Here is an 18,913-nt window from a genome sequence, read left to right on the forward strand (position 1 = left end):
CTCAGCGCGAAGCGGCGATGCGGCGTTCAAGGCGGCGCAATCCCGCCTCTAACGCGAGGTTAATAATGTAGTAGCAAAAAGCCGCTGCGAGGTAGAATTCGAACGGGCGGTAGGTGCGGCTGATGGCCTGTTGGGCCGCAAGCGTGAGTTCCATAACGCCGATCACTGATACCAGTGCCGAGTCCTTCAGAAGCGCGATCATGTTGTTGCCCATCGGTGGGATGACGGCGTGTACCGCTTGCGGAATCACGACGCGGCGCAGGGTCTGGCCGCGCGACAGGCCAAGGGTGCGCGCGCCTTCATATTGGCCCTTGTCCACCGCGAGGATCGAAACCTGTATCAATTCGGAATTATAGACGGCAAAGTGCAGCCCCAACCCGATGACCCCAGCCAAGAAAGCGGGCAGGTCGATGCCGACTTGGATCAGGCCGAAATAGATCAAGAACAGTTGCAGCAAAAGCGGTGTACCCATAAAGAGCCACACAAAGGCGCGGACGGGCAGGCGCAGGGTCCAATGGCTGTAGAGGGCGATCACGGCAAAAACGATGCCGCCGACAAAGCTGAGGATGCCCGCGCAAATGGTGATCGCGACGGTCCAACCAGCCCCCATTAGGAGCAAGCCGAAATAGCTGGGTACGACTGAAAAATCAAGCCCCATGACGGCCTCCTGTTATTGTGTTTACGCTACTCATACGATCTGCGCCCGACGGTCGAGCCAGTTGATGCCCTGACCGACCACATAGATAATCACCATATAAAGAAGGCCAGAAAGGAAGAACATCTCGAAGGGTTTGTAGGTGGAGCCGATGAAGCGTTGCGCGGTATAGGTCAGCTCGATCACCGAAATTGGGGCTACCAGCGCGGTGCCTTTGATGAGCGCGTTGATGTTCACACCCAGTGGGCGGATCATCATCCGCGCGGCCTGTGGAAGGATGATCTTGCGCATCGTTTCGCTGCGGCTCATGCCCAAGGTGCGGGCGGCCTCGGTCTGGCCCTTGTCGACGGATACGATGGCGCCACGGATAGTTTCGGTCATATAGGCGCCGATGTTGACCCCCAGCGCGATGGTGCCGGCAGCAAACGAGTCCAGCTGAATGCCGATCTGGGGGCCACCAAAATAGAGGATGAAAATTTGGATGAGGGCAGGGGTGCCGCGAAAAACGCTGACATAGGCGGCCGCGATCCAGCGTAGAACAGCCAGTCGCGACAGGCGCGCAGCCGCGCCAAAAGCTCCGCAAGTGAGGCCCAGAAGGGCTGTCAGGATTGAAAGTTCTATCGTGACCAGCGCCGCTTCGAGGAAGAACGGGTAGACACGCAGGATGAGGTCGATGTCCAAATCTTTAGCCTTTCAACTCAGTGATGGTCTTGACGTTGCAGAATGGGCAACGCGCGGATTTCGCGGATTAAGGCTGTGGTTTCCTCAATCGCCGCGTCCAGAAAACGCTTGCCCGTCTCGGGGTCGGCGACGGTCGGGTCGCCCATGGTGCCGTCCGGCGACACTTCGGACCACCACCGCATCAGCATCGCCCCGCCGCCACTTCCGGCAAGATCAAGGTTGAAGAATTTACTGTCGGGGTTGTGCAGGTTTTGCGGCACAGATTTCTCGATATGCACGCGCTCGGGATGTAGGTGCATGTACATCGCGGCCTCAAATTCACCAGCGTGGGCAATTCCGCCAATTTCGGACTTGCGCACCTCGTTGATCCGCGCCGACATCAGGTTCCAGTAGGAAGCCGAGACACAGATAATCCCCGTTTCGATCACCGTTTTGCGCGCGGCAAGGTCCAGAACCGAATGGTTGGAACCGTGGGAATTCAGCAGGAGGATACGGCGAAACCCGTGATGGGCGAGCGATTTGGTGATGTCGCAAACGAAGGCGATCAGGGTTTCGGGCTGAATCCAGATGACACCTGGGAAATCTTTGTGATGTTCGTTGAAGCCGTAAGCCACGGGCGGCATGACGAAAACCTCATCCGGCGCGGCTTTGGCGACACCTTCGGCCACGGCCATACCAAGCACCGTATCGGTATCAAGCGGCATGTGGGGGCCGTGATCCTCAGTCGCTGATACATTGAGGATGACCACGCGATCCTTGTCAGCATCGCGCACGTCTTCCCACGTCAAATGGCCGTATGTCGTTGTCACGAAAGCAGTCCTCGAAGCAGGGAAAGGGGCCTGCCGGAATTGACCGGCAGGCTGGTTGGTGTCTTGGGTTTAGCGGATGTCGCCGCCGACCCATTCTTCGGCAATCGCGAGGTAAGTGCCATCTGCCATCATCTCGTCCAGCGCTTTTTGCATAGCGGCGGCGAGGTCTGGGTTGCCTTCACGGATCGCGATACCCGCGCCAATTGGCTCGGCGTCTGGATCGTCGATGGTTGCCAGATCATACTGACCGGCCTTCATAGCGAGCATAACTGGAATAGAGTCATTCACGATGGCGTCCACACGGCCATTGTCCAACTCAAGCAACAACTCTGGCAAGCCTTTGTAAGTGTTGATGTTGTAGCCTTGATCGCGGGCCCATTGCTCATGTGTCTCGCCGAGCGTTACGCCGACTTTCGCATCATCCAAATCTGCGACACTGGTGATGTCGGAACCGGATTTGGTAAAGATCGCCCGTTTGGTGCTGTAATATGGACCGACAAAATCGATCACTTTGTCGCGCTCTTCGGTGATCGACATGGAGCCGACGACTGCGTCGTATTTGCTGGCAAGAAGGCCGCCAATGATGCCATCCCATGCGGTTGTAATGATCTCAACTTCAAGCCCCATGCGCTTGGCGATTTCAGTGCCGATTGCAGGGTCAAAGCCAACCACTTCGTTTTGTTCGTTTACAAAGTTGAACGGTGGATACTGGCCGCTCATTGCAATCTTGAGCGTACCGCGTTCTTGAATATCGGCAAGTTCATCCGCGCTCGCTGCCAACGGCGCAAAGCTTAGACCCATCAGTGCGACTGATCCCATCAAGACGTTCCGGCGCAGAATGTTCAGTGTATTCATCATTCCTGTTCTCCCTGTTGTTTTTGTGCCTCTTGTTCCTGTGCCCGAGGGGCCGCAGTTGAAAGGCGTTATGAAACACAGGTTGCGCCGTACCGTCGCATAGAGCAAATAGATAATTCCAATTCCTAAAATAGATGGCTTCTATGATTAAATTAAATGCACAACGCTTTCCTTGGAACTTGGATTGGAATTTGCTTCGGACTTTCATGGTCGTTGTGGATGAGGGGGGGATCACACCTGCGGCACATTTTCTGGGCTTAAAGCAGCCGACGATCAGTGCGGCACTGAAACGACTCGAGGATATTGTTGGGCGCAAACTGGTGAACCGCTCGCCCCGACATTTTAGCGTTACGCCTTTGGGCGAAGTCCTTTACGCGGAGGCCAGCTCGATTTTTGGCGCGGTTTCGCAGTTGCCGGATTTGATGAGCAGCCTTGATGATGAAGTGACGGGCCAGATCAGTATCGCGGTGGCAAGCCACGTTGTTTCCCCGCATTTTGACGCCGTTTTAGCGCGATTTAACGAGCTTTATCCGCGTGTGAGTTACACAATTTCGACCATGGGCAGCGCCGATGTGATGACCCACCTTCAGCAAAATCGCGTTACTTTTGGCGTTTGCCTGTTTTATGAGCAGCCAGCGGGTCTGGAGGCGCGCCACCTCTATCGTGAATATTTCGGATTGTTCTGTGGTCCGCGGCATCGACTCTATGGCCGCGACGATATCGACCCATCCGAGCTTAAAAACGAAGATGCGGTGTCTTTTCACACCGATGAAATCGACGGTCCCCTGTCTGGCGTTGCGCATCTGCGACGGCGGTTGGGCATGCGTGCCGATCCCAAAGGGTTGTCGTCAAACCTGCCAGAAGTCCGCCGTATGATCGTCGCTAATATCGGAATTGGAACCTTGCCAGTACATGTGGCCCGCAAGGATGTGGAATCAGGTCTGCTTTGGCAGGTTCCCCCGTTTAAATCGTTGCCCGCCGTGGATATTCATATGCTGACCAACGCCAAACGCAGCATGAATCGCGCAGAAAAGATCCTTCTTGAGATGATTAATGCCGAATTTGATTCCCTGCCGTTGGAAGACCGCACCTACAGCGCATAGTCATGTGACAACGACTGTAGCGTGCTTCAACATGCGCGCTGATGTTGTTTGAAAGTTATGAAAAAACGTTGAAAAGGTTTGGTTTTCCGGCCGACATCAATGTGAAAAATGATGTCTTAGCCTCGCAGAGACGCGTTCAAATTGGTCAATCCCTCCGCAAATTATCCAAAAAAACGTTGACTTAAATTTCGAATCCCTATTAGTTCGGTATCTAGACGAACTAATAGGGTGCGCCATGATTGATCCAACAAATATTTCGCGAAGGATGACTTTGAGTTCAGTTGTGCAGGCAATTACGACTTATGGGCCCATTTCGCGGGCGAGTGTCGCAAAGATGACGGGCCTGTCTAAGCAGACGGTTTCCGAAGTTGTTGCCTCGCTTGAGCAGGACGGATGGGTGCAAACCGTTGGTCGCACTGAGGGAAACATCGGGCGTCGGGCAGTTGTCTATGAAATCGTTCCCGAAGCGGCCTTGGTGGCCAGCGTCGATCTTGGAGGGACGAAGGTTCGCGTCGCGCTTTGCAATCTTTCTGGCGCGGTTGTTTCTGAAATCATGGAACCCACAGTGCAGACTGGCGGGAAGGATGTCGTTGCCCAGATTGGCCGAATTATTCATAAATCTGCGTCGGATTTGGACATTAGCACCGATAAAATCCGCGTTGCCGTCGTTGGCGTTCCCGGCGTTTTGGATTCGGCGAGTGGCAACATCAATATGGCGCCCAACATTGCGGGGATCGACGCTATCGATTTTCCGACTTTGATGCAGGAGAGCCTCGGGATCGAGGTGCTGGTGGAAAACGATGTGAACCTCGCTGCGTTAGGGGAGCACTGGATGACGCATCAGGGAGAAAAGGACGACTTGGTCTTTTTGTCGATTGGAACGGGCATCGGTGCTGGCCTTGTTATTGGCGGGCAGTTGGTGCGTGGCGCAACGGGTGCGGCGGGCGAAATCGGGTATCTGCCCTTTGGTGCCGATCCATATGAAGCCGAAAGCCTGACGGTTGGCGCGCTGGAACGCATGACCGCAACCAACGCGATCAAAGGCCACTATTTGGAATTAACGGGCGTCCAAAAATCCGTCCCTGAGGTGTTTGATGCCGCACTAGCTGGGGATGCCGCGGCGGAAAAAGTGTTGACCCAAGCGGCACGTTATATTGGACGGGCGATTGCGGCAATCGCCGCCGTGGTAGACCCCGCATGTGTCGTTATCGGCGGTTCCATTGGCGCGCGCCACGAATTCACTAAGCTGATTGAACCTGAAATTCGCAAGTGTTTCCCAAGACAGATTCCGATTGAAGTCTCCGCCCTTGGAAATCACGCGGCGCTCGCTGGCGGCACGTCCATCGCGCTGTCCCGGCTGCATGTTGCATTATTTTCTGGTGGGCTCCCGGGCGCGAAAATTATCATCCCTGCACCGCAACTGAAGACCTATCAGGAGGACGTCGCATGAGTGATTTTGATTTGATTGCCAAGCTTGAGGCCCGGCAAGATGCGCGTACCGACATTGAACTGCTTCGCGGGGCCATCGGCTGCGAAAGTGTCACCGGCAATGAGGGCCATTTTGTCGATTTCCTTATGTCAGAGATGACACAGATAGGGTTGAAGCCTGCTTCGGGCGACTTCCTTCCCGACCGTCCGAACACTTGGGGCGCTCGGGTGGGGACCACAGATGGCCCTAATCTTATGTTCGTCGGGCACACTGATACTGTTCATGTGCGCGGTTGGGCCGAACACTGGAAAGGGCAGCCCCAAGAAGACCCTTTTTCCGCCCCCGTTATCGACAACGAAATCTGGGGCCGAGGTGCCTGTGACTTGAAGGCAGGCATCTGTTCTGCCCTCGCGGCCTTACGACTCCTTGATACTGTTGGCATGCAATTGGCGGGCACCGTTTCCTTCGCATTTATCGGCGATGAGGAGAGTGGCGAGCCAAACACGGGCGTTAGTGCTGGCGCAAAAGATTTGGTGAAACGCATCGTCACAGGAGAAATCGCTAAACCCGACTTCGCCGTCTATGTTGAGCCGACAAAATTGGATGTTTACACCGCGCAGATCGGGTTTTTCATCGCGGAGATTTCGATCACAGGGAAGTCCGCCTATTTTGGAACGCCACAAGACGGGGTCGACGCGCTAAAGGCAACACACCAACTTCTCACCGCACTTTGGCAGCATGCCGAGGAGCTTGCCCAAGGTCCAACTCATCCTTTGGTCGGTGCTTCCGACATCTTGGTGACGAAAATCAACGGCGGCGGCTATATTGCTGTCCCTGGCGAATGTGAGCTTTCGTTGATCCGAAAACTGCGCCCCGGCGAGAACCTCGACGAAGCGGTAGCGCAATTTGAAGCGGTCGTGAAGGGTGTCGCGTTCGACGACGGTATCTCTTTCGATATCACCTATCCCGCTGGGCGCGATCACCGTTTTGGCGGGTCGCCCGTCGAGATCGACCCCGACCATCCCGCAGCAAAATCTCTCGCCAAATGCGTCACAGAAGTAAGGGGGGCCACGGCTGAAATCGGCGGAGCGCCTTACTGGTCGGAAAGCCCGTTCCTTGTGAATGAAATCGGCTGTCCAACCGTTTATTGCGCCCCTGGCGATATCAGTATTGCCCACACTTTTGAGGAACGCGTCGCGGTGAGCGAGTATCTTGCGGGTGTCCGAGCCTTTGCACTTTTTATCGCACGCTTCTGTGGAACGAAAACTGAGTCAACAAATTCAAATGGAGGAAACCAATGAAACACTTACTGAAAAACGTCCTGTCTGGCGCAGCTTTTGCTCTGGCAGCACTTCCCGTCGCCGCCCAAACAGTGGGTCCCCAAGGCGAGGCCGCAACCCCGTCATCGGCGATTGTGGTTCCAGACACCAGCGCAGAGGCGGTCCGCGCGGGCGCGTATACGGCCGCGCTTCTCTGGCATGACCAGTCGGATTTCGTAAACGCGGTAACGGCAGGCGCGACCGATGAATTCACGCGCTTTGGCATTACGGTTGTTGCGACGACAAGCGCCGGTTTTGATGCCGCGAAACAGCGGAGCGACATCGAAACTGCCCTCGTAAAAGCGCCGGATATCATTCTGTCCCTCCCCCTAGATCCCGTCACATCGGCGGCCGCCTTCCAAGAGGCCAAGGAAGAGGGTGTGAAACTTGTGTTCTTGTCCAATCTACCTTCGGGCTATGAGCATCCCGCCGACTACGCGGCGATCGCAACGGATGATTTGTTCCAAATGGGCAAGCAAGCAGCAGACGCACTTGCCGCCGCGATGGGAAATGAAGGCACTGTTGGCTGGATTTTCCACGATGCGGAATATTATGTAACAAATCAACGGGATAACGCGTTTAAGGCGACGATCGAAAACGACTACCCGAATATCTCGATCATTGCCGAACAGGGGATCAGCGATCCCGCGCGCGCAGAAGATATTGCGAACGCAATGTTGCTTCGTAATCCCGACATTGGCGGTATCTATGTCACTTGGGCGGGACCAGCCGAGGGTGTTTTGGCGTCGCTTCGGGCCAACGGAAATTCAACCACTAAAATCGTCACCCTAGATTTGTCCGAGCCGATTGCATTGGACATGGTCCGTGGTGGGAACGTGGCTGCGATTATTGCGGATGAGGCCTATGAACTTGGCCGTGTGATGGCTGCTGCGGCCATTCTTGATCTGCTGGATCAAGACGTACCACCGTTTATCGTGGCCCCAGCAGTCACTGTGACGGCCGACAATGTCGCCGAAGGTTGGATGAAATCCTTGCATATCGAAGCGCCAGAAAGCCTGAGCGCAAACTAAAATAAAACGGGCGGCCCAGTCTTTATTGGGCCGTCGACCGCTTCGCCTAGCGGCGAACGAGATACCCCCAACAGGAATCCACAAGTGAAGTCGGCTTGAAATTAAGCTGGCAACACTTCACGCGAAATCATCGTTTGGTGCCTTCGACCCAATGTCAAATCTCATCTGGAAGGCTGATATGACACATATAAAATCCCGACTAAACGGCGCTGACTTCCAGCAAATGGTTGTCTACTTCGGATTTGTTGCAATCTTCATTTTCTTTGCGCTTACCCTGCATGACGACGGGTTTCTAACCCAACGGAACCTAACGAATATTTTGCTGCAGACCGCGCCTGCGACGATTATGGCAATTGGCCTTGTCTTTGCCTTATCCGCTGGCGAAATTGACTTGAGTTTTGGATCCATTGTTGCGGTGTCGGCATTATCCGCAGCGGTCGCGATGCAAAGTTTCGGCATGGCCGTCGGTGTGATTGCGGGCTTGGGGGCGGGTATCCTCATCGGCGCTTTGAATGGCGCCCTCGTGGCCTATCTTAAGCTCCCGTCCTTTCTGGTGACTTTGGCGACGATGGGTCTCTTTGCGGGGATTGCGCGGTCTATGACCAATCTGCGCTCGATCCCCGTTTTGAACGAAACATTCACGGGTATCTTCGGGTCTGGCAAGCTCTTTTCGATCCCCTCACTGGTAATCTGGACAGTCATTGCCGTGGGTGTTGGACATCTGGTCTATCGCAATACGCGCTTTGGCGCACATGTATTGGCGACGGGTGATAATCCACGCGCAGCCCAAGTTTCCGGCATCAAAGTTCCCCGCATCCGCTTCTATGTTCTGACCATTTGTGGCGCGACAGCTGGCTTGGCTGGGTTGCTCTATGCGGGTCGCCTGCAAGCGGCGAAATACACGCTTGGTGAAAGTGATCTGATGACAGTCATTGCGGCGGTCATCGTTGGCGGCACCGCCCTCAAAGGCGGCAAAGGCTCCGTCATTGGCGCGCTCGTAGGCTCGCTGATGATGGGGATGCTGAACAACGGACTCATCCTGATGAATCTCGAAGTTTCCAATCAAATGATTGTTCGAGGACTAATTATTCTCCTTGCCGTAGCGGTATCTCTCCGCGACAGCAGCCGATAAGCGAGGACCTAAAAGATGTTCCTAGACGTACTTCTACGAAGAAATCCGCAGTTCATTGAGGCCGCGATGGCCTTGCATCAATCGGGCGCGATCCCGCCAAACTCTTATGTTCTCGATCTTGATGCAATCGAAAGCAACGCAAGATTATTCGTGGCGACCGCCAATGCGCTGGGCCTCAAAACATTTGCCATGACCAAGCAGGTTGGCCGTCATTCGGGGTTCTGTGAGGCGATTATGCGTGGGGGGATTGACCGCTCCGTTGCCGTTGACATGGATTGTGCCGTTGCCTGCCATCGGGCGGGTCTCAAAACGGGCCACCTCGGTCATCTCGTGCAAGTGCCACAGCGTGACGCCGAGTTTGCCGCCGCTAAATTGCAGCCCGATTATTGGACGGTGTTCAGCCAAGATAAGGCCCGCGAGGCGGCAAATGCAGCGGTTAAGGCAGGACGGGTGCAAAACTTGATGGCGCGTATTCAAACAGAAGGGGATACGTTTTATCGTGGCCACGAAGGTGGGTTTGCCGCCTCAGATATTTGTAATGTCGCAGATCAAATTGACGCGATGGAAGGGGCAGCATTTGCAGGGATTACCACATTTCCTGCGCTCCTGTTTGATCGAGAAAGCCGCAAAGTCAAAACAACTCCGAATTTGGCAACTCTTGCGCGCGCTTCCGAAGCGCTGGCGGCGGCGGGGCGTTCCGACATTGAAATAAACGCCCCTGGCACCAATTCCACGGTGATGCTGGCCGCACTGGCCGAGGCGGGCGCGACCCAATGTGAACCCGGAAATGCGCTGCATGGCACGACGCCGCTGCACGCGGTTGAGGATTTGCCCGAAAACCCCGCCGTGCTTTATCTTAGCGAGGTCTCGCACCATCACGGCGGCAATGCGTTCTGCTTCGGCGGCGGTCTTTATATTGATCCGGTGTTCCCGAAATATGATGTTCAGGCCATCGTTTCTTCGGAACCGACAAGCGCACGCAAGGCCTTGGCCAGTGTCGAAATTCCCGATTATTCCGCCATCGACTATTACGGGATGATTGACGCCACTGGACCCGTAAAACCAAAAACAGGCGATACGGTCGTGTTCGGATTTAGGGGGCAGGCCTTCGTTACGCGCGCAAATATCGTAGGTGTTTCTGGCATCTCAACAGGCACCCCCAAAGTCACGACAATAGAAAACATTTTCGGCGAGGTCACTGGTTGGCCAGAAAGGGCTCTCTAATGGCATCCGATACAAAAGTTCTCTCCCTCAAAAACATTCACAAATCCTTTGGCGGTGTCGTGGCAATTCAGGATTTCTCGCTTGACCTTGAAGCAGGCGAGATCGTGGCCCTTGTTGGCGATAATGGTGCGGGGAAATCCACGCTGATTAAGATCGTGTCGGGTGTTTACAGCCCGACATCCGGCGAAATTTCTCTGGACGGCACGCCCACAAGTTTTAGCGACGCAAGCTCCGCGCGGGCCAAGGGGATCGAAGTGGTCTATCAAGACCTCGCCTTGGCCGACCAACAGCCCGTTTATATGAATATGTTTCTGGGGCGGGAGCTAACCAAGCCCCCTTTCGGCCTCCTAGACAAAGCGCGTATGTTGCGAGAGTCACAGGATCTTGTCGACGAACTTGATGTCCGTATCCCATCGGCAGGCTCAACAATCAGCGAACTAAGTGGCGGGCAACGCCAAGGGATCGCGATTGCGCGTGCGACGGCGTGGGCAAGTAAACTCATCTTGTTGGACGAGCCGACAGCCGCGCTCGGGGTGGCGGAAACCGCGCGGGTAGAAGAACAAATCGCCGCGCTCAAAGCCAAGAACCTCGCAATCCTCATCATCAGTCACAGCTTGGATCAGGTCTTTCGCCTGTCCGATCGCATTTGTGTTTTACGTCGGGGCGAGCAAATCGGCATCCGCGAAACAGCCAAGACAGACAAGAACGAAATCGTTTCTATGATCACCGGAGTAGCGTGAGATGAATAAGCCAATCGAGACAATTATGGCCGGTGAAATCCGTGAAATTCCAGATGTGATCGCCCGTCAGATCAATGAAGGCCTCGCAGGGTACATTGAGGCTGGGCGCAAGGCTGCGGCGTCTAATCCGGTGGGGTTTGTGACCTGCGCGCGCGGTACTTCGGATCACGCGGCGACGTTCTTCAAATATGTGATGGAGATTCAAACGGGTTTGCCTGTTGCGTCCATTGGCCCTTCGGTCGCGTCGATTTACGAGACCCCGCTGAAGTTGGATAATTTTATCTGCCTGTCCATTTCGCAATCGGGTGGCAGCCCTGACCTTGTCGCTTTGCAAGAGGCCGCCAAAAAGGGCGGAGCAAGCACATTGGCAATTCTCAATGAGATTAACAGCCCGCTTGGGCATGGCGCGCAAACCGTGTTGCCAGTGTTCGCAGGGCCAGAGAAGGCGGTCGCGGCGACTAAATCATTCGTGAGCAGTTTGTTCGCGATTTTGGGTTTCGTTGCGGGCTTTACACAAGACAAAGACCTTGAAAAAGCCTTGCGCGGCCTTCCTGACGTACTGTGCGCCGCGCTAACCTGCGATTGGTCAAAAGCTGAACTGGCCCTCGCAAGGGCTGGATCGGTTTTCACGGTTGGCCGTGGTCCTGGACTGGCCGTTGCTGCCGAAGCGGCACTGAAGTTAAAGGAAGCCTGCCGCATCCACGCTGAAGTTTTTTCCTCGGCAGAGGTGCTGCATGGCCCCGTCGTCCTCGCAGACCAAAAATTTGCCGCTCTGTTATTTGATCCTGAGGATCGTTCTCGCAGTTCCGTTGAAGCGGCGGCCAAAGCTATGCGTGAAAAAGGCGCAGCCGCGTTCTCGATTTCTTCTTCTATGGGCCCAAAAATGAATCTGCCTGTTCCAGTAGTGACCAATCCCCTCGTACTTCCGTTGATACAGATTACTGCATTCTACAGTTTTGTTGAGGTTTTGGCCCAAAATCTGGGCGAAAACGCCGATGCTCCCGTGGGGCTCAATAAAGTGACTGTCACCATGTGACCTTTGGGCATGTATAATCCGCGCGCAATTTGGGGCAGTAATATTGGCCTAATGTAGAAGAGTTCGATTTAGTCTGACAGCACTCTTGGAAAGTCCTCGTCACCCCCATAAGGTGGTGCAATCAAAAATGGACCTATGGGAGGACTAAACTATGAAATTTATCAAGACACTCGCGGCTGCCACGCTGGTTATGGCCGCACCTGCTTTCGCGCAGGAACAGCTTTCAATCGCGACCGGTGGAACCGGTGGCGTTTATTACCCAATTGGCGGCGGCCTTGCGGAAATCATCAACAACCATGTCGACGGCTATGCCGCGACCGCCGAAGTTACAGGCGCATCCGTTGAGAACATGGGCCTGATTGCTACGGGCGATGCCGATGTCGCGCTTGCTTTGGCCGACACGGTACTACAGGGCTATACTGGAACAGGCCGCTTTGAGGGGCAACAGCTGCCCATGCTGCGCGCAGTTGGCGTTGCATACGCAAACATGGTGCAAATCGTGGCCCTGAAAGACAGCGGTATTACTTCGCTTCAGGACATGGTCGGTAAGCGCATTTCCATCGGCGCCCCCGGTTCCGGTACTGAGGTCAACGCCGAGCAAATTCTGACGGCAAACGGCATCTCTTATGACGATATTGATGAACAACGCCTAAACTTCAACGAAACCGCAGATGCGCTGGCCAATGGCGATATTGACGCTGGCTTCTGGTCGGTTGGTGCGCCAACCTCGTCAATTCTCAACCTTGCGACTACGAACGATATTGTTTTGATCGAACTTGGTGCAGAAGAATTGGCCGCAGCGGACGCCGCCAATCCGGTGTTTGCCGTGACCACGCTCAAGGGCGGAACCTATGTCGGCGTCGATGCGGATACGTTCGTGATTGGCGTGCCCAACGTCTTGGTTGTGTCTTCGGAAATGTCGGATGATCTTGCCTATCAGATCACCAGCGCCATGTTCGAAAACATCGCAGAGCTTCAAGCGGTTCACCCCGCAGCAAACCAGACAACCGTTGAACTGGCTCTGTCTGCCTCGCCGATCCCACTCCACCCTGGTGCGATCCGCTACTTCGAGGAAATTGGCGCGACAGTTCCTGACGAATTGCGCCCATGATATCATGGTTCGGAGGGGGGCTTTGCGCTCTCCTCCTTTCGTTTAACACTTTGGTCGCCCAAGCCGATACTCTGACGGCGACCCAAGTGGACACCGGCGAAACGCTTGCCGTGTTTGATGCCCCAGATGGGGCCGGCTGGTGCGTGCTTTGGCATCATTCGGTGCAAGGGTTCGAGGTGTCGGATTGCTATGAAAATCGCGGGGGCCGCATGGTTTTGGTGCGCGCTCATCTGCCGGATTTCGCCGCTGGACTTGACCATATCCCCGGACGCGGCGTTCAAGTGTCGGACGGGCAGGGCGGTTACTGGATTGAAGATATCGACGAGGCCGTTCCCACAAACGCCTATATCCTACGTCCCGGTGCGGGATTTGTAGATCATCGAATTAACATGGACGGGACTGAAGTCTCGCTTTCGGCTGTTGCCCCGCGTGCGCGCGTTCGCATTGCCTTAATAAGGAACTAATCGACGATGACCACCGATCTTGCAGAACGCCCCCCAATGCCACAGCCAACTGTGGCGACCTCGCGCCTCTTGCTTCGTGCGATAGCCATCGTCGGCATCCTGCTCTCCCTGTTTCAGCTTTACGCCGCTGGGCTACAGCCCCTTGGTCTCTTTTTTCAGCGCCCGATCCATCTGGGATTTATTCTGGCACTTTGCTTTCTGATCTATCCGGTTTTCGGCCAAGATCGCGTGCGTGGCGTGCTTGGTTGGGTTATCGACGGCGCGCTCGTACTCTGTGCAGTTTTGGTCGGCGTTTGGTTGCCGATGAACATCGACATTATCGCCAATTCGATTTTTTCGCGCCCGATTGACATCACTGTCGGGGTCATCACGACGCTGGTTGTGCTTGAGGGCGCGCGTCGTGCTGTAGGCCTTGGCATGACAATTATCGGCGCGACCTTCATTGTGTATGCCTTTGCTGGCAACCGTGGCGAGTTACCGTTTCTCTCCGATTGGATGCCCGGTATTCTTAACCATCGGGGCTATACTCTGGACCGCTTGGCAAGCCAGCTGACCCTCGGAGCGGAGGGGATTTTCGGCCTACCATTGGGTGTGGCTGCCACGTTCATTTTCGTCTTCGTGCTTTTTGGCGCGTTCCTTGAGGTGACTGGCGCGGGCAAATTCTTCATTGATTTGGCCTATGCATCGACGGGGCGGCAACGGGGCGGGCCAGCCAAGGCTGCCGTGATTGCCTCTGCCGGCATGGGCTCGATTAGCGGATCGGCAATCGCCAATGTTGTGACCACGGGAGCCTTCACGATCCCATTGATGAAAAAACTGGGCTATCGGCCCGCGCAGGCTGGCGGTATCGAAGCCGCGGCCTCCACGGGTGGACAGATCATGCCGCCCCTTATGGGCGCGGGCGCGTTCCTGATGTCCGAATTCACGCAGGTTCCCTATGTCGATATCGTGCTGGTGTCGATTTTCCCCGCCTTCCTTTATTTTGGCGCGGTCTATCTGCTGGTCCATATCGCAGCGGTCAAACAGGGCATGAAGGGCCTGACAGCCGAAGAACTGCCGAGTGTGCGCAGGGTGATGGCTGACGGATGGCATTTCATGCTTCCGCTGGTGGCGTTGGTATGGTTGCTGGTGTCGGGTTATTCGCCGATGCGGGTAGGGTTTTACGCGATTATATCGGTGGTCGTAGCGGCTTCGGCCCGCGCGTTGTGGAGCTACGCAACCGACCGACCAACCATGGACGGCTTTGTTGCACTGTGTCGTCGTGGGCTGTCCTTAACGGCGCAGGCGATGGAATTGGGCGCGCGGAATGCGGTTGCTGTGTCGATGGCTTGCGCGGTGGCGGGGATCATTGTGGGCGTTGTCGGGCTGACCGGACTTGGGTTGAAATTTTCGTCGATGATGATCGCCTTTTCGGGTGGCAACATCGTTTTGGCGCTGATCCTCGTGCTCCTCGCAAGCTTAGTCCTCGGTATGGGTTTGCCGGTAACCGCAGCCTACATCGTGCTCATCATCCTCGTCGGCCCCGCGCTGACATCGGAATTCGGCGTGCCGCTTCTGATCGCGCATCTGGTGGTGTTCTGGTATTCGCAAGACAGTAACGTCACGCCGCCGGTGGCGCTCGCGGCCTTTGCGGGGGCCGCGATTGCTGGCTCAAAACCGATGGAGACCAGTTTACAGTCGTGGAAGTTTGCCAAGGGGCTGTACCTCATCCCGCTTTTCATGGTGTTCAACGAAAGCATCATCCTTGGCGGACCAATCCCATTGGTTCTTTGGAGCGGTTTTCTCGCGATTATTGCTCTCACCGCCTTTGCCGCCTGTCTTGAGGGGTATCTTTTCGCACCGATTGTTTTATGGCAACGGTTGCTAATCGTGCCGGGAGTTATTGCGGTCTTCTGGCCAGATTTGCGGGTCGAGATTGTGGGAGTTGCAATCTTGGTAACTATGCTGACGCTAAATTGGTCCCGAGGTCGCCGCGAATTTCCTGTAAATGGTTTGGCGTGATGCGTTTGCCGTCCTGTCGTGCAAGGCGCCCGTGGCTTATTTGATGCTCGTTTAGGGAGTCGCAAGCACCAGATTGGCTATGGTGATTGCGGCGGTTTTCTGATCATCGCTTTGGGTCATGTCGGTATTGACGTGAATGACCTTGTTGTCGGCAGTGAGAATCGACAATTGCCCACGCATTTCTGACCAAACGGCTTGGACACCCAAATCCGCAACCGGAACTGCGTCTTTGTAAACTGCGAGCACGCGATCAAAATCAGAGGCTCTCGCGGCGCGGGCCGCGATCACATAAAGCCTTTTGCCATCAGGCTTTGCCCCCAATTCAATACGCAGAGCGTCATCTGCGTCGGGCGCGCCCCAGATGTAGGTGCATGTGAACGTGCGGTTTCCATCGCACGCGGCCATTTTCAAACCGTCGTCAGGCGCGAACTCCAAAATGGTGCGCAACTGGTCTTTGGGTATCAACAGCAACAACGGCTCGTCCGCAGGCGCGATCGTTCCCGTCAAAAGTAACGCGCAGATTGCGGAGGCAAGGAAAAAAGAGGGCTTCATATGTGGCCTTTCAAAGTGTGCGTGAGGAAAATACGGGGTTTGGAAATATGTCGCGGAAGGTAAGGATCGCGCCTACAGCCCTTACCTAATCAAACATTGCTCCACGATTCTGGCCTTCACCGCTTCGGGCGTGCTTTTGGAAAGATAAGTATAAACCATCTCAATCAAATAACTGGCGCCCAGTGGCTCCAACGCGCCGATACCTTCGGGCGATGCCAAGATCGCGGCTTTGGCCTCTTCCACGGGCAAGCCATCTTGGCTCATGATTAAGCCCCGCACAGCGAGGTCGCCTTGGGCTTCGCAATCGGCGGCAATACTTTCTGCTGTTGGTTTTGCGGCCTCAAGGGCAAGTCGTTGGGCTTCCTCGTCCGCAAGCTGTTGCTGAACGGATTCCTCCATCTGCTGGGCAAAAGTCTTTTTGACGGGCTGATCCTGCGCCGCCGCAATCTGGGGCGTCGTCAGGCTGATAACGGATGCTAAAAGAATGTGTTTGATCATGATGTCTAAAAACTCCCGGAAAAGCGGGCTGTAAATTAGGGCTTTTCACGCAAATGGTTAACCAAATAAGTAACCTTGAGCGAGATTGCATAGTATTGCAAGTCCGCTCAAGGTTGCGGCTTTGCAATAGGTTTAGCGTCGGAGAGAAATCAGGCGCACACGACACAAACTGGCGGTTCTTATACAGGAAATTAATGCCACAGCATCACTTGGTGCAGCTGGATCTTATATGGAGCGTTATGAAAAAGGCGTTCACATAAGAAAACTCTGACAGGCCCTCAACTAATTTTATTGACGGGGAACTGGACGGCGCGGCGGGTTGGATGAAGAAAAATGTGATCGAACTGACGGTTCCCAAAGCGACCAGTGACGTCAGAATTACTATTGACCCCCCGCGAAAGCCCACCGCAGTCTGATCAAATTTCGATGTTTTACGGTGGTACAGATCGTCAAAATCTTTGGGCCAATGAATGTGTTGGCGACGGGTTAGCTTTGCCAAATGACATTCTCGCCCGCGGCAAGGTGCTAATTTCTGATAGCTTAAGCTTAGTCGATTCCATTCCTTAGATTTCCGTTGCGAAATCACTACTGGCGGCAGAGGCATCACTTCAATATTCGGAATTTTAAGACGTACGGCGAACAGGAAAAACTCTGGTCGTGGTCGTAACTTCTTACCAGTTATGAAAATTTGCTAAGCTATGTTCTTGCGGGGGCTAGTTATTTGGATAGGAAAGCCACATGTTCATGCTATTTAGAACACATTGCCCCCCTTTTTTGACTTTTGCACTGGATTTGAAAATGAAGGTATTTCGCATCTTTCCGGCTCTATTTTTTTTGGCATCTTCATGGGGGGCGCCTGTTTTGGCCGCGCCTGATGTGGCTTGCGGTTATGGCACTCCAGAGGCTTGGGCGAAGGTCGATGCGCTGTTTGTCGGAACGTGGAAAATTCAGCACCACGCGGGGTTCTATGTGGCGGGTCCTATGACGATGCCTTTCCCCGCGAGCGGCGACACCGACACGATGCAGATCGAAATGCTGCCTTCAGGGCAACTGGTTGGTACACATCCCGAAGCGCAAGCTCCTATACCGTTCCTCTGGGCAGATGAGCCAGCGTGGAGTTTTGAGAAACACGCAGCCGACGACGGGGCTCCGGCGCCCATGCTGACCTCGTCGGATGTTGAAACGCTGATGGGCTGCGGCGTCGAGAAACTGGCCCGCCTGATCGGCCACACGACAGTATCAATGGACGGCGTGGTCATGGAAATGACGTTACGCCTGATGGTGGTTGGCGTGGATCAGATGTACGGCATCTTTCACACGTCGGCGGTGGCCAGAGGCATGCCTGTGAAAAGCTGGCGTACGGTGACAATGATCCGCTAAAATCAGGCGACAGTTGCGAGAGCTTATAGACTCCAACCCAAGGCACAGGCCAAGCCAATTAAAACCGAAGGGTCGCCCTAAAAGATCTTCGGTGCTTCCGCCCTTTTTTGCAGTTAATCTGGTGTGAAAATTGAGGGGCTTCAACGCCGCGTTCTCCTAGGCGCAGACCTGTGTTTTTGCGCATTGCCCTTTACGTTCTCAATCGACGGGTACGACAGTTTTGTCCCTTCTATGGTGACGCTCACGGCTTCTGAAACGGGGTGGGCCGTGGGCTCTTTGGCAAAACTGTCTCTGCACGAGTATCGCGTTTGGTTCCGCCGAACCATTGGTCAAACAACAATAAGAACACGATGCCTACCAATCCTTGGCGAAGGGGGCGAGATTTCGCAAACCAGCGCCTATAAGCAACCGAACGCGCTCGAACCGAAGGTAATCCCCATTGCAACCGAGGGGCTATCGAGAAGGCAGTCGGCCTTGATCGGGGTGAATGGGCGCGCGCATCCTGATCTGTTCGACACGAATGGCGATACCGCTTTATCTTGCGCCACTGGAAGCCGGCATGCGCAATTGATCTGCCCATACGCCGATCTCTGAGGTACTTGCGGCGTTTTGACGGGCGGTGAGAAGACCGGTGACGGCTACATCGAAGAGGTACTCAGGGCGTTGGCGGCACAAGGGATCGCAACCCGCATTGATATTGTTGGCTTCACCACCGACGGTTCCAAGTTCAGCTCGCGCCCAAAGGTTATATGTTGATTGTCGACGGTCACATAGAACCGCTGGTGATTAAAATTGCTTTGGGGGAGGAACAAGTTATTGATCTTGCGAAATGAAGGATTTGCAATACATCTACGCCTGCTAGAATACGACGTTGGCTGAATCGGCTTGGAAGG

The 18,913-nt window shown here is 54.8% G+C and carries 19 protein-coding genes; 13 read left to right on the top strand and 6 right to left on the bottom strand.

All coding sequences use genetic code 11. The features are described 5' to 3' along the window. Position 1: 1 nt before the first annotated feature. The 4 genes from AB9F26_RS03200 to AB9F26_RS03215 all read right to left on the bottom strand — a co-directional run bounded on the left by AB9F26_RS03200 (position 2) and on the right by AB9F26_RS03215 (position 3,003). The gene (locus tag AB9F26_RS03200) at positions 2–658 is read right to left on the bottom strand and encodes an amino acid ABC transporter permease (protein ID WP_039003875.1); all 657 of its coding nucleotides are present in this window, start codon (positions 656–658) and stop codon (positions 2–4) included. A 30-nt stretch (positions 659–688) separates the two neighbouring features. Next, positions 689–1,336, bottom strand: coding sequence for an amino acid ABC transporter permease (locus AB9F26_RS03205; protein WP_039003874.1), 648 nt, complete (start codon positions 1,334–1,336; stop codon positions 689–691). Positions 1,337–1,353: 17 nt separating this feature from the next. After that, entirely contained in the window at positions 1,354–2,145 is a 792-nt protein-coding gene (locus AB9F26_RS03210) for a creatininase family protein (RefSeq protein ID WP_369767256.1), read from the bottom strand. A 69-nt stretch (positions 2,146–2,214) separates the two neighbouring features. Then, positions 2,215–3,003 (bottom strand): transporter substrate-binding domain-containing protein, encoded by a 789-nt coding sequence (locus AB9F26_RS03215; protein ID WP_369767257.1) that lies wholly within the window; start codon positions 3,001–3,003, stop codon positions 2,215–2,217. Between the two features lie 140 nt (positions 3,004–3,143). Between AB9F26_RS03215 and AB9F26_RS03220 the strand changes: the two genes are divergently transcribed. From AB9F26_RS03220 to AB9F26_RS03270, 11 genes are all read left to right on the top strand, one after another. Then, positions 3,144–4,103 carry a LysR family transcriptional regulator gene (locus tag AB9F26_RS03220; protein ID WP_039003954.1) on the top strand — a complete coding sequence of 320 codons (960 nt, stop codon included), beginning with the start codon at positions 3,144–3,146 and terminating at the stop codon, positions 4,101–4,103. Between the two features lie 235 nt (positions 4,104–4,338). Then, complete coding sequence (locus AB9F26_RS03225; protein WP_369767258.1) at positions 4,339–5,553, top strand: ROK family protein; 1,215 nt, start codon at positions 4,339–4,341, stop codon at positions 5,551–5,553. Next, positions 5,550–6,833: a M20 family metallopeptidase gene (locus AB9F26_RS03230; RefSeq protein WP_369767259.1), complete on the top strand. Its 1,284-nt coding sequence runs from the start codon at positions 5,550–5,552 to the stop codon at positions 6,831–6,833. Before AB9F26_RS03225 ends, AB9F26_RS03230 begins: the two co-directional genes overlap by 4 nt. Then, positions 6,830–7,882 carry a substrate-binding domain-containing protein gene (locus AB9F26_RS03235; RefSeq protein WP_335583639.1) on the top strand — a complete coding sequence of 351 codons (1,053 nt, stop codon included), beginning with the start codon at positions 6,830–6,832 and terminating at the stop codon, positions 7,880–7,882. Before AB9F26_RS03230 ends, AB9F26_RS03235 begins: the two co-directional genes overlap by 4 nt. Positions 7,883–8,060: 178 nt before the next feature. Continuing rightward, positions 8,061–9,014 carry an ABC transporter permease gene (locus AB9F26_RS03240; RefSeq protein ID WP_369755233.1) on the top strand — a complete coding sequence of 318 codons (954 nt, stop codon included), beginning with the start codon at positions 8,061–8,063 and terminating at the stop codon, positions 9,012–9,014. Between the two features lie 15 nt (positions 9,015–9,029). Further along, positions 9,030–10,238, top strand: coding sequence for an alanine racemase (locus AB9F26_RS03245; RefSeq protein ID WP_369755232.1), 1,209 nt, complete (start codon positions 9,030–9,032; stop codon positions 10,236–10,238). Beyond that, positions 10,238–10,978: an ATP-binding cassette domain-containing protein gene (locus AB9F26_RS03250; protein WP_335583636.1), complete on the top strand. Its 741-nt coding sequence runs from the start codon at positions 10,238–10,240 to the stop codon at positions 10,976–10,978. The genes AB9F26_RS03245 and AB9F26_RS03250 overlap by 1 nt, the downstream gene beginning before the upstream one ends. A gap of 1 nt (position 10,979) precedes the next feature. Continuing rightward, a complete protein-coding gene (locus AB9F26_RS03255) occupies positions 10,980–12,014 on the top strand; it encodes an SIS domain-containing protein (protein WP_369767260.1) in 1,035 nt (344 codons plus the stop codon). A 151-nt stretch (positions 12,015–12,165) separates the two neighbouring features. After that, the gene (locus tag AB9F26_RS03260; RefSeq protein WP_369767261.1) at positions 12,166–13,125 is read left to right on the top strand and encodes a TAXI family TRAP transporter solute-binding subunit; all 960 of its coding nucleotides are present in this window, start codon (positions 12,166–12,168) and stop codon (positions 13,123–13,125) included. Further along, the gene (locus AB9F26_RS03265) at positions 13,122–13,589 is read left to right on the top strand and encodes a DUF1850 domain-containing protein (RefSeq protein WP_369767262.1); all 468 of its coding nucleotides are present in this window, start codon (positions 13,122–13,124) and stop codon (positions 13,587–13,589) included. The genes AB9F26_RS03260 and AB9F26_RS03265 overlap by 4 nt, the downstream gene beginning before the upstream one ends. Before the next feature lie 6 nt (positions 13,590–13,595). Continuing rightward, positions 13,596–15,590 carry a TRAP transporter permease gene (locus AB9F26_RS03270; protein ID WP_335583632.1) on the top strand — a complete coding sequence of 665 codons (1,995 nt, stop codon included), beginning with the start codon at positions 13,596–13,598 and terminating at the stop codon, positions 15,588–15,590. 51 nt (positions 15,591–15,641) lie between these two features. On the opposite strand, the gene AB9F26_RS03275 is transcribed toward AB9F26_RS03270, so the two are convergent. Both AB9F26_RS03275 and AB9F26_RS03280 read right to left on the bottom strand, forming a co-directional pair. Beyond that, entirely contained in the window at positions 15,642–16,142 is a 501-nt protein-coding gene (locus tag AB9F26_RS03275) for a hypothetical protein (protein WP_369767263.1), read from the bottom strand. Between the two features lie 81 nt (positions 16,143–16,223). After that, the gene (locus AB9F26_RS03280) at positions 16,224–16,640 is read right to left on the bottom strand and encodes a hypothetical protein (RefSeq protein ID WP_369767264.1); all 417 of its coding nucleotides are present in this window, start codon (positions 16,638–16,640) and stop codon (positions 16,224–16,226) included. 798 nt (positions 16,641–17,438) lie between these two features. On the opposite strand from AB9F26_RS03280, the gene AB9F26_RS03285 reads away from it, so the two are divergent. Further along, positions 17,439–18,020, top strand: a complete 582-nt coding sequence (locus tag AB9F26_RS03285; protein ID WP_369767265.1) for a hypothetical protein — start codon at positions 17,439–17,441, stop codon at positions 18,018–18,020. A gap of 123 nt (positions 18,021–18,143) precedes the next feature. After that, entirely contained in the window at positions 18,144–18,614 is a 471-nt protein-coding gene (locus AB9F26_RS03290) for a hypothetical protein (RefSeq protein ID WP_369767266.1), read from the top strand. Positions 18,615–18,913 lie beyond the last annotated feature (299 nt).

Source organism: Falsihalocynthiibacter sp. BN13B15 (genome assembly GCF_041205415.1).
Lineage (GTDB): Bacteria > Pseudomonadota > Alphaproteobacteria > Rhodobacterales > Rhodobacteraceae > Falsihalocynthiibacter > Falsihalocynthiibacter arcticus.